The following is a 14,184-nucleotide window of genomic DNA, read 5'->3' as shown; positions in this document are numbered from 1 at the left end:
GGAGGCGGCGGGAGCGTGCGGCGGGGCATGAGCCAGAACAGTACCTTCGGGCTGAGCAGGCCCTTCGTGAGGCCCCTCACGCCATCCGCGTGGCCTCTCACGCCACGCGCGTGGCCCCCGCGAACGGCATCTGGCTGATCGGTGCGAAGCGCACCGGCGCGCTCGGGTTCGGCGCGTGGATCATCTGTCCGTTGCCGACGTAGATGCCGACGTGACTGATGCCCTGGTAGAAGAAGACCAGGTCTCCCGGCTGCAGTTGGGAGCGCGGGATCCGATTGCCCGCGGCGATCTGCGCGTATGTCGTCCGGGGAATGGAGACTCCCGCGGCGCGGTACGCGGCCTGGGTGAGCCCCGAGCAGTCGAAGGCGTTGGGACCGGTGGCGCCCCATACGTAAGGGCTGCCGAGCGCCTCGTAGGCGTAGGAGACGGCCGTCGACGCGCGGGCGTTGGGCGCCTTCGCCGGGGCGTCCAGGGCGGCGTCGTGGCCGGCGGCGCGGGAGGCCCTGTCCTGATCGCCGTCGCCCGCGAGCCGCGCACGCTGTTCGGCGGTCAGCCGGGCGAGCAGCCGCTTGGCCGCGTCCAGCTTTCCGTTGACCGTCTTCTTGTGCTTCTTCAGCTCCGCCTGGCGGGACTCGAGGCGGTCGAGCGTTCCGTCGGCCTCGCTGTGCAGCTGGTCGATCTCCTGGATCTGCTTGCGTACGCCGCTGACGGCCGAGGCCTGGCGGCTGCCCGCACGGTCGGCGAGCGCGGCGCGCTCCAGGAACTGGTCGGGTTCGGAGGACAGCGCGAGTTGGACGGCCGGATCGATGCCGCCGCTGCGGTACTGCGCCGCGGCGATCGAACCGAGGCCCTCGCGCGCGGAGTTGAGCTTCTCCGCCTTGCGGGCCGCCTCGTCGCGCAACTCGCCCAGGGACTCCTCGGCGTTGTCCGCCTTCTCCTTGGCGCCGTTGTACTTCTCGGTGGCGATCTCCGCCTCGCGGTAGAGCGCGTCGACCTTGGACTTCACCTCGGCCGGGCTGAGCCGGGGCTCCGCGTGGCCCGTCCCGTCGAAGGCGGTCGCCGTGGCGGCCCCGGCGAGGGCGAGGGTGGCGGCGGTGCGGGCCGTACCGCCGTTGAGCGCGCGCTGTCTGGGCTTGCGGTGAGCTGCCACGAAGGGGCTCCTTAGGGTCCGGCGGCGGCCCGCACAGGGGGAGCGGACCGCCGCCGGTTTCTCGGCGGTGGTGTCCGACTGCCGCCCCTGGTCCGGGCGGCGGTGGGGAGCCGGTCACCTGACGAAGGACGCTAAACCTGACCGTCACGGGTTGGTGACGGAATGTACGCAACTGACGGAAGTGCTCCGGCCGGTGACTGTTTGTGGCCGCGCGCATCGCGTGGCCGCGCTGCCTTCGCACAGGCCCCTGACCGATGCGGCGCTTGTGGCCCACCTGGGTGCCGAGCGGTGGTAAGGCCCCGGCTAGGCTCCGGCTCATGGACGTACTCACCCATGTCTTCGTCGGCCTGCACATCATCGGTATCGCCTCCCTGCTGGGCGGTTTCCTCACCCAGATGAAGCAGATGGGCCAGGGCACGGCCCGTTTCACCCCGGCGATGCTGCACGGCGCGCTGACCATGCTGGTCACGGGCGTGATCCTGGTGGGCCTCAACCAGGCGGACGACAACCCGGTCAACAACCTCAAGATCGGCATCAAGATGGCCGTCTTGATCGTGATCCTCGCGCTGGTCTATATGAAGCGGGACGAGGAGAAGGTCGACAAGGGCATGTTCGGTGCGGTGGGCCTGCTGACCACGGCGAACATCTTCATCGCGGTGCTCTGGACCTGAGTCCGGATATCCAACCGACGTACTACGCGCGCGTGGCCCGCATCCCCGAGAGGATGCGGGCCGCGCGCGCGTAGTACGTGAAGAGGTCGATCAGGCGGGGCGGACCACGCTGTGGATCGGCATGTAGTAGATCGACTCGGTGCGGACGTTCGCGCCCGGCTTCGGGGCGTGGATCATCTGGCCGTTGCCGATGTAGATGCCGACGTGGCTGATGTCGTCGTAGAAGAACACCAGGTCACCCGGCTTGGCGTCGGCGGTCTTCACCGTCGTGCCGACCTTCACCTGGTCCCATGTGGTGCGCGGTAGGGAGATGCCCGCGGCCTTCCAGGCGTCCTGGGTGAGCCCGGAGCAGTCGTAGGAGTCGGGGCCCGTGGCGCCCCACACGTACGGCTTGCCGATCTGTGCCTCCGCGAAGTCGATGACCTTCGCGGCCTTCGTCGCGTAGCCGCTGTCGGTGTCCCCGGTGCCGGTGCCGGTGCCGGTGTCCGGGGTCTCCGTGTTGTCGCCGGTGCCGCCGGTCCCGTCGTTCTGCTGCTCTTCCTCGCGCTCCTTGGCGGCCGCCTCTTCCGCCGCCTTGCGCTTGGCCTCCGCCTCGGCCTCCTGCTTGCGGGCCAGCTCGGCGGCCTTGCGCTTGGCCTCTTCTTCCTTCTTCTTCTCGATCGCCGCGAGCCGCGCCTTCTCCTCGGCGGTCAGCTCCGAGAGCAGCGTCCGGGCCTTCGTCAGCTTCTCCTGGACGGTCCTCTTGCTCGTCTTCAGGTCGTCCCGGGAATCGCTCAGCGTCTCCAGGGACTTCGCGGCCTTCGTGCGCTGCTTCGTCGCCGACGCCTGCTGCGTCTGGTAGTCGTCGACGGCCTTCTTCTGGCGCTCGGTCAGCCGGTCCGAGAGGTGGTTCTGGTCGAAGTACCCCTGCGGGTCCTCGGCGAGCATCATCGTGGCGGTCTCGGACACGGCGCCGGTGCGGTACTGGGCCGCGGCGAACGAGCCGAGCTCCTGGCGGGCCTCGTTCAGCTTGTCCGTGCGCTGGGCCACGTCGTCCAGAAGGGTGTCGACCTTCTTGCGCTGCTTCTCGGTGCGCTCCTTGGCCGAGTTGTACTTCTGGGTGGCGACGCCCGCCTGCTGGTAGAGGTCGTCGACCTTCTTCTGGACCTCTTCGAGGCTGGGCTTCTGCGGCGCGGAGGGGGCCGCTTGGGCGCTCTGCGACAGGAGGGCCACGGAGGTGAGGGCCGCCGTCGTGATGCCGATGGCGGGAGTGGTGCGTATTCCGGCAATGCGGGTCCGCGGCTTGCGGTGCGACGCCAAGGGAGGCGACTCCTTCCGTAGACCGCCTACCGGGTTAGCTGTCGGGTTCGGGCGGATGATCCGGAAGGTTGCCCTACAGTCCCGTACTTCGTACGGGACCGATTCACCCCAAGGTCTTGGTGGGTCCCCGGCTCCGAGGAGATCGGACTCGGCGGAGGCAACCCGTTCCCGGCGGGGTTCGCCGGTGGGAGTACGAGCAGCCCGCGGAGCACGCTAGCCAACTCGTGTGCTCCGTGTGAAGGTTGATGTTCGATATGCCCGATACATTTTCGTGACTTTACGAAGCTCTTGACGCGGGCACGCCCTGCCGTAGCGGAGTGTCACCGTCCGCGGGCGGGGCGTAGGCAGAGGGACCTGGCCGGAACCCGGGGCGGGTTGTCAGTGGGGCGGCCTAGACTCGGGAGGCGATGAGCAGCCTCTTTGATGACAGCTTCCTGGCGGACCTCCAGCCCTCGCGGGCATCGGAGGGGGAGCCCCCGCCGCCGCCCGAGGACAGTGCTCCGGAGCCCATTCCGGATGATCTGTTCGACGGGAAGTTCGACGCGCCCACACCCCGGGAAGCGCACTACCGCGATGGTGCGCCGCGGCCGGTGATCGACCCGGCGGCGCTGCTCGACGGGTTGAACGAGAACCAGCGCGCGGCCGTCGTGCACGCGGACTCCCCGCTGCTCATCGTCGCCGGTGCCGGCTCCGGCAAGACCCGGGTCCTGACCCACCGCATCGCGCATCTGCTCGCCGAGCGGCACGTGCACCCGGGACAGATCCTGGCGATCACGTTCACGAACAAGGCCGCGGGCGAGATGAAGGAGCGCGTCGAGCAGCTCGTCGGGCCGCGTGCGAACGCGATGTGGGTGTCGACCTTCCACAGCGCGTGCGTTCGCATCCTGCGCCGCGAGTCGAAGAAGCTGGGCTTCACCTCCTCCTTCTCGATCTACGACGCCGCCGACTCCAAGCGGCTCATGGCGCTGGTCTGCCGTGACCTGGACATCGACCCGAAGAAGTTCCCGCCGAAGTCCTTCAGCGCCAAGATCTCGAACCTGAAGAACGAGCTGATCGACGAGGAGACCTTCGCGGGCCAGGCCGCCGACGGCTTCGAGAAGACCCTCGCCCAGGCCTATGCGATGTACCAGTCGCGCCTGCGCGAGGCGAACGCGCTCGACTTCGACGACCTGATCATGACGACGGTCCACATGTTCCGCGCGTTCCCGGACGTGGCCGAGCACTACAGGCGCCGCTTCCGGCACGTGATGGTCGACGAGTACCAGGACACCAACCACGCGCAGTACGCCCTCGTGCGCGAGCTGGTCGGCCCCTCCGGAGGCGAGGGCAGTGATGTCGGCGAACCCGCCGAGCTCTGTGTCGTGGGTGACGCGGACCAGTCGATCTACGCCTTCCGCGGCGCCACGATCCGCAACATCCTCCAGTTCGAGGAGGACTACCCGAACGCGACGACGATCCTCCTGGAGCAGAACTACCGCTCCACGCAGACGATCCTGACCGCCGCCAACGCGGTCATCGAGCGCAACGAGAGCCGCCGCCCCAAGAACCTGTGGACCAACGCGGGCGCGGGCGCGCGCATCACCGGCTATGTCGCCGACACCGAGCACGACGAGGCGCAGTTCGTCGCCGACGAGATCGACCGGCTCACCGACGCGGGCGACGCGAAGGCCGGGGACGTCGCGATCTTCTACCGGACGAACGCGCAGTCGCGTGTCTTCGAAGAGATCTTCATCCGCGTCGGCCTGCCCTACAAGGTCGTCGGCGGCGTCCGCTTCTACGAGCGCAAGGAGGTCCGGGACGTCCTCGCGTATCTGCGCGTGCTCGCCAATCCGGAGGACTCCGTACCGCTGCGGCGCATTCTCAACGTACCCAAGAGGGGCATCGGCGACCGCGCGGAGGCGATGATCGACGCGCTCTCGCAGCGCGAGAAGATCTCCTTCCCGCAGGCCCTGAAGCGCGTCGACGAGGCGTACGGAATGGCGGCCCGCTCGGCGAACGCCGTCAAGCGTTTCAACACGCTGATGGAGGAGCTGCGGACCATCGTCGAGTCCGGCGCGGGCCCGGCCGTCGTCCTCGAGGCCGTGCTCGAACGGACCGGCTATCTGGCCGAGTTGCAGGCATCGACCGACCCCCAGGACGAGACGCGCATCGAGAACCTCCAGGAACTCGCCGCCGTGGCCCTGGAGTTCGAGCAGGACAGCGGTGAGGGGGAGGGGGAAGGCGAGACAGCCGGTGTCGCCGGTTCGCTCTCGGAGTTCCTGGAGCGGGTCGCGCTCGTCGCCGACTCCGACCAGATCCCCGACGAGGAGGACGACGGCTCCGGAGTCATCACGCTGATGACCCTGCACACCGCCAAGGGCCTGGAGTTCCCCGTCGTCTTCCTGACCGGCATGGAGGACGGCGTCTTCCCGCACATGCGCTCCCTCGGCCAGGTCAAGGAGCTGGAGGAGGAGCGGCGCCTCGCGTACGTGGGCATCACGCGCGCGCGGGAGCGGCTGTATCTGACGCGGTCCTCGATGCGCAGCGCCTGGGGCCAGCCCTCGTACAACCCGCCCTCGCGCTTCCTGGAGGAGATCCCGGACGCCCATCTCGACTGGAAGCGGACGGGGTCCGTCGGCGCGCCGGCGTCCTCCGGACCCGCGGCCGGAATCGCCTCGTCCTTGTCGTCGTCGCGCTCGCGCGCCGGGGGCGCGCAGGGCTTCGCCACGCGTCGCGCCTCCGAGAAGCCGGTGGTCTCGCTGGCGGTCGGGGACCGGGTGACGCACGACCAGTTCGGCCTCGGGACCGTGGTCGGAGTGAAGGGCTCGGGCGCGAACGCCGAGGCGACGGTGGACTTCGGAGAGCCGAAGCCGAAGCGCCTGCTGCTGCGGTACGCGCCGGTGGAGAAGCTGTAGCGCCAGGGGCGGCGGCCGGAGAACATCGGGTCGCCGCCGCGGGGCGCGGCCGGAGTTACGTCGGGTCGAGGTCGTGGCTGCGCAGCCACGGCAGCGGGTCGATCGCCGAGCCGCCGCCGGGGCGCACCTCGAAGTGCAGGTGCGGTCCTGTGGAGTTGCCGGAGTTCCCGGAGAAGGCGATGACGTCGCCCGCCTTGACGGGGCCGCTGGAGATCTTGTGCGTGGAGAGGTGGCAGTACCACGTCTCCGTGCCGTCCTTGGCGGTCACGATCGCCATGTTTCCGTAGGCGCTGTTCCACTTCGTGGAGACGGTGCCGTCGGTGGCGGCCATCACTTCGGTGCCGTACGACACGGGGAAGTCGATGCCGGAGTGCTGGGACATCCAGTTGATGCCCGCCTGGCCGTAATAGGCGCTCAGCCCCTGCTGCTTGACCGGCAGCGCGAACTTGGGGCGCAGGCGCTCCTTGCGCGCGGCTTCCTCGACGGCCTTCTTCTCGGCGGCCACCTTCTGCGCCTTGAGGTCGATGCGTTCCTGGGTGCGGCTGGCCCGGTCCGCGAAGTCGTCCGCGTCCGCCGAGAGGTTCTCCAGCTGCGTGTCGAGCTTGTTGTTCGCGGCGGACGGCTTCACCGACGTCGGGTCCGGGGCCGTGGCGGCCTGGGTCTCCTTGCCGTCGTCGCCGCCGAAGTTGCTCACGGAGGCGGCGGCGATCCCGGCGACGCCCATCACACAGGCCGAGGGCACGGCCACCGTGAGCAGGGCGGAACGCTTGGCGGGGGTGCGGCGGCGGGTCCGCGAACGGGAGGCGCGGGAGCGGTCCATGACCGGCGGCTCATCGTCGGCGTCGTCGCGTCCGAAGATCGGCTCGATCGGACCGAGCGGCTCCGCGGCCGCCTCGTCCGGGGTGAACTCGTGTTCGGCGGGGGCGGGTTGGGCGTACGGATCGGATAGATCGGACGCATAGGGCGCGACGGGGGCGTCGGCCGCGTACGCCGCGTGCTCGTAGGCCTCGGCGGGCGCGTACGGATCCGGGGTTCCGTGCTCTTCGACGAGCGCGGTCACATGCGTCTCGGTCGCCCCGTACGTCTCGTGTGTCCCGGTTGCTCCGTACGCCGCCTCGTGGCCGCCGGAGTTCCACGCGGTCGCGTCGTACGCCCCGGTGTCGAAGGACTGCGCCTCCCACTGGCCGGTCTGCTGCGGCTGGTTCCAGGCGCTGGTGTCCCACTGGCCACTGGCGTCGGGGCCCGGCTGGGCGGGGATGTCCGCGGCGAGCGTCTGGTAACTGCCGGTCGACCAGGCGGCGCTGGTGTCGTAGCTGCCCGTCTCGTAGCCGCTCGCGTCGTACGCGACCTGGTGCTGCGCGGCGTAGGGGTCGTAGCCGACTGTCTGGTGTGTGCCCGTGGTTGACCATTGGCCGGTGTCGTACTGACTGCCGGGCATGTCGCCGAAGAGCGGGTCGGAGGCGAAACTTCCGGTGCCGGGACTCGCCGTGTCGTAGCCGCCGGTGGTGGTGAACGAGCCGGTGGAGTAGCCGTCGTACCCGGTGTAGCCGCCGTGCTGCGTGCCCTGGTCGTACGACGCATAGGGCGCGTAGTCGGCGGGTGCCGAGGCGGGGGGAGTGGAGGTCCCCGACGGGTGACGGTCGTTCACCAACTTCTCTTTCGCCTCGGCAGCAGGGGGCAGAGCAGTGCGGTGACTGTACCCGGCGGTACGCGGGCGCGACAATCTTCGGCAGGTTTCCCGATCTCAGGAAACGGGCATTCGGCCGCCTTTCGGCGGACTGTGGGCACAGCTTTGGCCTTGCGTTCGAGAAGCGTTCGACGAATCCACCGTCTCCTACGCCACCGTCAGTCCGTTCAGCTCGCCCGTGCCGCGAGTTCCCGTGGCCGGCTGGTCGATGGCCTGGCGGATTCCGGCGGCGACCGCGGGATGCACGGGCAGGGCGAGGTGGCCGATTCCGGAGACGCGTACGTTCTGCGCGTTCAGGTCGGGATGGTCGATGCAGGCCGTTTCCAGGGGAACCATCAGCTGGTCCAGGTCGCTCCAGAAGCTCACGAAACGCGTGCGGCACTCCGGCGCGGGTTCGCGCAACTCCTCGATCACATCTGAGCCGGGGCGCATCTGGCGCACGATCGGGTGCGCGTCGGCCAGCGGCACCACCCGTGTGCCCGAGTGCGGCGTGCCGAGGGTGACCAGCGTGCGTACGCGCTTGTCGCCGCCCAGGCGCTGCGCGTAATAGCGGGCGATCAGACCGCCGAGGCTGTGGCCCACGATGTCGACCCGGTCGTGGCCCGTGCGCTCGCAGATCTCCGCTATGTGGCGGCCGAGCAACTCGGCGGCGGTGCGGATGTCGCACGTGAGGGGGGAGTAGTTGAGGGACTCCACGTGCCGGCGGCCGTGCTGGGCCAGTGCGCGGCGGAGCAGGACGAAGACGGAGCGGTTGTCGATGAAGCCGTGCAGCAGGACGACCGGCGGCCTGCTCTCGGTGGGGAGCCGGGGGGCTTCGGAGGGTGACGGCGCGGGGACGGTCCTGCGTTCCGGCGTGATGCCCGAGGGGTAGAGGAGGAGGTGCCCGGTGAGGATCGCCAGCTCGAGTGCGGTCGCTTTCAGCAGGGTCAGGGAGAGTCCCGCCAGTCTGGCGGGGAGCAGAGCGCAGAGCGGGCGAAAGGGCAGGACCCTCGTGACGGTCATGGTCGACCTCCCGGTCGGCACGCGGGAGGACGGCTCTGTCCCCCGTGTGCCCGTAGCGGGGAGGCGCGGCGGAGGGCGGGCGGCGGTGCGTGGCCGGCGCCGGTGGCGTGCCCACCGGCGGCGCGATCGCCGATGCGCCGCATCACCACGCCGCGCGGCTGACTGCGCGGTGGTGCGGCGCCCTCTTTGCGGCTCCCCTTGCGCCGTCCCGGATGCGGTCCGTATACCGCTGGATACGGGAGTGGCGCGCAGCGAACGTGTCCCATCGTGTGATTTCCCCCTCGCTCTCCACCGTGAAACTGCCGGGTGAGAGATGCTGGAGATAACGTTCGTTCACTTCCCCGGCCGGTGCGGCACGGGGTGCCAGTGCTCGGACAGATGGATATCGGTACATGGAGGCAGTGATGGGTGTGGCAGCCGGTCCGATCCGCGTGGTGGTCGCCAAGCCGGGTCTCGACGGTCATGATCGCGGGGCCAAGGTGATCGCGCGGGCACTGCGTGACGCCGGTATGGAGGTCATCTACACCGGGCTGCACCAGACGCCCGAGCAGGTCGTGGACACCGCGATCCAGGAGGACGCCGACGCGATCGGTCTGTCCATCCTCTCTGGCGCGCACAACACGCTCTTCGCGCGCGTGATCGAGCTCCTCAAGGAGCGCGACGCGCAGGACATCAAGGTCTTCGGCGGCGGCATCATCCCCGAGGACGACATCGCCCCGCTCAAGGAGAAGGGCGTCGCGGAGATCTTCACGCCCGGGGCGACGACGGCTTCGATCGTGGACTGGGTCCGGGCGAACGTGCGGCAGCCTGCGGGCGCCTGAGCGGTTCGCCTCCGCGGGGGCGGAGGCGGGGGTGCCGGTGGTCATGGCGCCCCCGGTTTTGCTTGCCCTGGCGACTCCGGGATCGGCGGTGCGGCTGATGCCGAGATTGCCTGTCCCGGCGTTCCCGGCGCCGTCTGCTCCGGTGTTCCCGGGCCCGCTGCCGGCGCCGTGTCCCGTGGCGTACGCGGCTCTACCCCCAGTTCCGCCCGCATCGCCGCGCGCAGGCGCAACGTGCTGACCAGGCGTTGGAACGCCTCCGACCAGTAGCCGCCCGCGCCGGGCGAAGCGTCCTCCGGCTCGTCCGGGATCGCGGTGAGCACGTCGAGCCTGACCGCCTCCGCCGGGTCCAGGCAGCGCTCCGCCAAGCCCATCACGCCGCTGAAGCTCCACGGATAACTCCCCGCGTCCCGCGCGATGTTCAACGCGTCCACCACGGCCCGCCCCAGGGGCTCCGACCAGGGCACCGCGCAGACACCGAGCAGCTGGAACGCCTCCGAGAGGCCGTGCGCCGCGATGAACCCCGCGACCCAGTCGGCCCGTTCCCCGGTGGGCAGCGAGGCCAGGAGTTTCGCGCGCTCGGCGAGCGATGCCGCGCCCGGTCCCGCCGCGTCGGGCGAGGCGGGGGCGCCGAGCAGCGCGCGGGACCAGGTCGCGTCGCGCTGCCGCACGGCGGCCCGGCACCACGCCGCGTGCAGCTCGCTCCGCCAGTCGTCGGCCACGGGCAGCGCCACGATGTCGGCGGGGGCGCGGCCGCCGAGGCGCGACGGCCAGCAGGAGAGCGGGGTCGCCTCGACCAACTGGCCCAGCCACCAGGACCGTTCGCCCCGGCCTGCGGGCGGCTTGGGGACGACGCCGTCGCGCTCCATGCCCGCGTCGCACTCGTGGGGGGCCTCGACCGTGAGCGTCGGCGTGCTCTTCGTTCCGTTCGCGTGGTCGATGGCCACACAGGAAGCGGCCCGGTCCGCCATCCGTGCGGCGAGGGCGGACGAGGGGAGCGCGGAGAGCAGCTCGGCCGCCGTGGCGCGGACGTTGCGACTGCGGTCGGCGAGTGCCTGTTCCAGGAACGGCTCGTCGGCTGCGCAGAGCCCCGTACGCAGGGAGTCGAGGAACATCAGGCGGTCCTCCGCCCGTTCCGTGCCCCACGTGGTGGCGAGCAGGTCCCGCGCGGCGGCCGCGTCGTGGGCCCGCACCGAGGCGAGCAGGGCGACGCGCTCGGCGAACAGGCCCTCCTCCCACAGCTGTCGGACCCGCGCCGTCTCCTCCGGGGCGGGCAGGGCCACGCCGCCGCCCGGAGTGGAGCGCAGCGCGAACTTCCAGTCGGGGTTGAGCCGTGCGAGCCACAGCGCGCGCGGGCCCGCGAAGGCGAGGGCCTGCGGCCGGAGATCCGTGCGCCCACGGGCCGCGTTCAGGAGCGCGGGCAGCAGCTCCGGGGGCGCCGCGAAGCCGCGTTCGTTGGCCAACGCCAGCCACTGCGGCAGCAGTTCCATGAGATCGGGCACCGCACCGCGGCGTCCCCCGCTGCCCGCGCCGGGATGGTCGGTGAGCAGGGTGGCAAGGCGGCGCCGGGCTGTGGGCGGCACGATGGGCCTGGGGTCCTCGGCGGCGAGCTCGGGCGGTGCGGCGGCGGGCGCGGGGCGCAGGCCCGCTCTGCGCCGGACGGTCTGCACGGCGGCCGCGTCCAGGAGGGCGGCCGGGGCGTCCTTGCCCGGTGTCCGTACGGGGGGTGTGCGGCGGTCGGTGCCGAGGAGGGCGGCGGTCACCAGCTCCTCCCAGGGGGTGGCGGCGGCCTCGTCGAGCGGGGTGGTGCCGGTCATGAGGTCCCTTCTTTTGAAGTACGCGCCTTTGAAATGCGTGCCTTTGAAATGCGTGCCTTTGGAGTACGTGATGCTGCGGCGGCGCGAGGTGAGCTCAGCACAGCGGCACCGCTTCTCCTGATCCTTGAGGCCAGGCCGTCAGGGGAGTGAAGCCCTGATGACCACATTCGCCGAAGACCGTCACCGGAGCGCCTCCGGAGAGTGCGATCAGGCGCCACAGCCCAGGTCTGGACGTCGCGGACGCAGTGACGGGCAGCGCCAGACCGCCTTCCTCGTCGGCCAGTTGCCAGCCGTCCACGTGCGGGGTCGGTATCACCTCGCGCAGCGTCACGGGCCAGGAGTCCAGCCACGGATCCAGCCGCAGCGCTTCTCCGTAGCGGGACGTCGCCTGCGCCGTGCCCACACCGGGCGGCCGGGCGGCGGTGGGCGCCGGCGGCGCGAACTGCTCGCCCAGGTCCGTGCGCAGCTGCCCGGCGCCCGGGTGCGCGGTCAGCTCGGCGTCCAGCGCCAGGCCGACCGGAAGCGAGAGCGCCGGGGCGCGGCCCGCGGCCCCGTACGAGAGGAGCAGGGCCGTGCGGCCGCTCTCCGTGCCCTGCAGCCAGATGCGGCGGGTGGTGAGCTTGCTGTCCGCCCTGTCGTACTGCGCGAGCACCAGCCAGTGGTCCCGCACCGGTGGGCCCTGCGCGGGCGTGGGCAGACCCACACGGGAGCGGACGGTGCCGGCCAGCGCGTCCGGCAGCCGCTCACGGTGCAGCCAGCCCTGGTCGAGGAGGTGCAGCAGCGCGCACTCCTCCAGCATCCGCACCGGCCAGCCGGGCCCGGAGGACGGTATGGCCCCCAACTCCCGCACGCGCGCGGCAAGTCCGGGCGCCTGCGCGTCGACCATCCGGGCCGCCGTCTCCTCCCACAGTCCGTACCCCGCCTGTTCGGCGGCCGCTATGCCGCCGCGCAGCAGATCGGAGAGGCGCTGCTCCAGCTCCGTCGCCCCCGCCGTGACCCGCTCGGCCCGCCGCTCCGCCCTGCGCCGCGCGGCCTCGGGATCGGCGGGCGCCGACGGGCCCGGCTCCGCGGCCGGGCCCTGCTTCGACTCCGCTCCTCTACGGCGCGCCGAGAGCCACTCCCGCGCCCATTCCGGCGGCTGAGCATCGGGCACCCTTCCATCCGCCCCCGTCCAGAGCAGCAGCAGCCCGAGCGCGTGCTTGCACGGGAACTTGCGGCTCGGACAACTGCACTTGTACGCCGGTCCCGCCGATCCGGTGATGTCTGCGATGTCCACGACTGTCTGATACGGCTTGCTGCCGCTGCCCTTGCACAGCCCCCACACAGCCCCCTCGCCCGAACTGCCTGCCTCCGACCACGGCCCGGCGATGCCGAGCCTGCTTCCCGCCTTGCGTGACGGGGTATCAGGCGCCAGTGCCAGCACCTGATCCGCCGTCCAGCGCACCCCCTGCTGAGTCATGTCTTCGACGGTAGGTCCCGCCACTGACAATCGACCTGACGCCCGGTATCCATGCAGGTCAGAGGCGTTCGGAGGTCGATTGTCAGTGGCGTGGTGCACCGTTGGAAACACATCCGGGCCAGACGCGTCCGGACGAGCTGGAGGGGGATCGCTCCATGACCGTTTCCGTCGACGAGACGACGACCGGCAACCAGCGGGCGGAGGTGCTGCGGCCGCACGCCGAGCACGCCTTCGCGGCCGAACTCGCCGCGCTGGCCGCGCAGGACGACCGGACCCGGCCCACCCGCTGGCGGCTTTCGCCCTGGGCCGTCGCGACGTATCTTCTCGGCGGCACGCTGCCGGACGGAACAGTGATCACGCCGAAGTACGTGGGTCCGCGCCGCATCGTCGAGGTCGCCGTCAGCACCCTCGCCACCGACCGGGCGCTGCTGCTGCTCGGCGTGCCCGGCACGGCGAAGACATGGGTGTCCGAGCATCTGGCGGCGGCCGTCAGCGGGGACTCGACGCTGCTCGTGCAGGGCACGGCCGGCACGCCGGAAGAGGCGATCCGCTACGGCTGGAACTACGCGCAGCTGCTCGCGCACGGCCCCAGCCGCGACGCGCTTGTGCCGAGCCCCGTCATGCGGGCCATGGCCGACGGCATGACGGCGCGGGTCGAGGAGCTGACCCGTATCCCCGCCGACGTACAGGACTCACTGATCACGATCCTGTCGGAAAAGACCCTGCCCATACCGGAGTTGGGGCAGGAAGTGCAGGCAGTGCGCGGCTTCAACCTCATCGCCACCGCCAACAACCGCGACCGCGGGGTCAACGACCTGTCGAGCGCGCTGCGCCGCCGCTTCAACACGGTCGTCCTGCCGCTGCCGGAGAGCGCGGACGCGGAGGTCGACATCGTCTCGCGCCGCGTCGACCAGATCGGGCGCGCGCTCGATCTGCCGGCCGGGCCCGACGGGATCGACGAGATACGCCGCGTCGTCACCGTCTTCCGCGAGCTGCGGGACGGCGTCACGGCCGACGGGCGTACGAAGGTGAAGTCGCCCAGCGGCACGCTCTCGACGGCCGAGGCGATCTCCGTGGTCACCAACGGCCTTGCCCTGGCGGCCCACTTCGGGGACGGGGTGCTGCGGCCGGGCGATGTCGCCGCGGGCATCCTCGGCGCGGTCGTCCGTGACCCGGCGGCGGACCGGGTGATCTGGCAGGAGTACTTGGAGGCGGTGGTCCGTGAGCGCGACGGCTGGAAGGACTTCTACCGCGCGTGCCGCGAGGTGAGTGTGTGACGGACGTCGGAGGGACCGGCGTGGGAGGGGGTGCGGACATGAGTGACGAGACACGCGGGGACGTGGAGCCGGGCGGGGGAACGGAGTTGGGGACAGAGACGGCGCGGGGG

The 14,184-nt window shown here is 70.9% G+C and carries 10 protein-coding genes and 1 riboswitch; of the genes, 4 read left to right on the top strand and 6 right to left on the bottom strand.

Going from position 1 to position 14,184, the window contains the following annotated elements; genetic code table 11:
- Positions 1-97: 97 nt before the first annotated feature.
- Positions 98-1,150 (bottom strand): C40 family peptidase, encoded by a 1,053-nt coding sequence (locus tag E2651_RS32380; RefSeq protein ID WP_135334825.1) that lies wholly within the window; start codon positions 1,148-1,150, stop codon positions 98-100.
- 317 nt (positions 1,151-1,467) lie between these two features.
- Here E2651_RS32380 and E2651_RS32375 point away from each other — a divergent pair, with 317 nt between their 5' ends.
- The gene (locus E2651_RS32375) at positions 1,468-1,821 is read left to right on the top strand and encodes a hypothetical protein (RefSeq protein ID WP_135334824.1); all 354 of its coding nucleotides are present in this window, start codon (positions 1,468-1,470) and stop codon (positions 1,819-1,821) included.
- A gap of 90 nt (positions 1,822-1,911) precedes the next feature.
- Here the strand turns inward: E2651_RS32375 and E2651_RS32370 are convergent, their stop codons facing one another.
- Positions 1,912-3,120: a C40 family peptidase gene (locus E2651_RS32370; protein WP_135334823.1), complete on the bottom strand. Its 1,209-nt coding sequence runs from the start codon at positions 3,118-3,120 to the stop codon at positions 1,912-1,914.
- A gap of 7 nt (positions 3,121-3,127) precedes the next feature.
- Positions 3,128-3,284, bottom strand: a riboswitch (cyclic di-AMP (ydaO/yuaA leader).
- A 243-nt stretch (positions 3,285-3,527) separates the two neighbouring features.
- On the opposite strand from E2651_RS32370, the gene pcrA reads away from it, so the two are divergent.
- Complete coding sequence (pcrA, locus tag E2651_RS32365) at positions 3,528-6,014, top strand: DNA helicase PcrA (RefSeq protein ID WP_135334822.1); 2,487 nt, start codon at positions 3,528-3,530, stop codon at positions 6,012-6,014.
- Between the two features lie 55 nt (positions 6,015-6,069).
- Here pcrA and E2651_RS32360 read toward each other — a convergent pair whose 3' ends face one another.
- The gene (locus tag E2651_RS32360; protein WP_135334821.1) at positions 6,070-7,662 is read right to left on the bottom strand and encodes a M23 family metallopeptidase; all 1,593 of its coding nucleotides are present in this window, start codon (positions 7,660-7,662) and stop codon (positions 6,070-6,072) included.
- A gap of 186 nt (positions 7,663-7,848) precedes the next feature.
- Positions 7,849-8,703, bottom strand: a complete 855-nt coding sequence (locus E2651_RS32355; RefSeq protein WP_135334820.1) for an alpha/beta fold hydrolase — start codon at positions 8,701-8,703, stop codon at positions 7,849-7,851.
- Between the two features lie 404 nt (positions 8,704-9,107).
- Here E2651_RS32355 and E2651_RS32350 point away from each other — a divergent pair, with 404 nt between their 5' ends.
- The gene (locus E2651_RS32350) at positions 9,108-9,524 is read left to right on the top strand and encodes a cobalamin B12-binding domain-containing protein (RefSeq protein ID WP_135334819.1); all 417 of its coding nucleotides are present in this window, start codon (positions 9,108-9,110) and stop codon (positions 9,522-9,524) included.
- A 41-nt stretch (positions 9,525-9,565) separates the two neighbouring features.
- Here E2651_RS32350 and E2651_RS32345 read toward each other — a convergent pair whose 3' ends face one another.
- Both E2651_RS32345 and E2651_RS32340 read right to left on the bottom strand, forming a co-directional pair.
- Positions 9,566-11,338, bottom strand: coding sequence for a DUF5691 domain-containing protein (locus E2651_RS32345; protein ID WP_245239370.1), 1,773 nt, complete (start codon positions 11,336-11,338; stop codon positions 9,566-9,568).
- A 94-nt stretch (positions 11,339-11,432) separates the two neighbouring features.
- On the bottom strand, positions 11,433-12,797 hold the full coding sequence (locus E2651_RS32340) for an SWIM zinc finger family protein (protein ID WP_135334818.1): 1,365 nt from the start codon (positions 12,795-12,797) through the stop codon (positions 11,433-11,435).
- A 155-nt stretch (positions 12,798-12,952) separates the two neighbouring features.
- Between E2651_RS32340 and E2651_RS32335 the strand changes: the two genes are divergently transcribed.
- The gene (locus tag E2651_RS32335) at positions 12,953-14,074 is read left to right on the top strand and encodes an AAA family ATPase (RefSeq protein WP_135334817.1); all 1,122 of its coding nucleotides are present in this window, start codon (positions 12,953-12,955) and stop codon (positions 14,072-14,074) included.
- The last annotated feature ends 110 nt before the right edge of the window (positions 14,075-14,184 follow it).

Source organism: Streptomyces sp. MZ04, assembly GCF_004684775.1.
Lineage (GTDB): Bacteria > Actinomycetota > Actinomycetes > Streptomycetales > Streptomycetaceae > Streptomyces.
The sequence above is the reverse complement of the archived record's forward strand: the minus strand, read 5'-3'. Positions and strand labels throughout refer to the sequence as shown.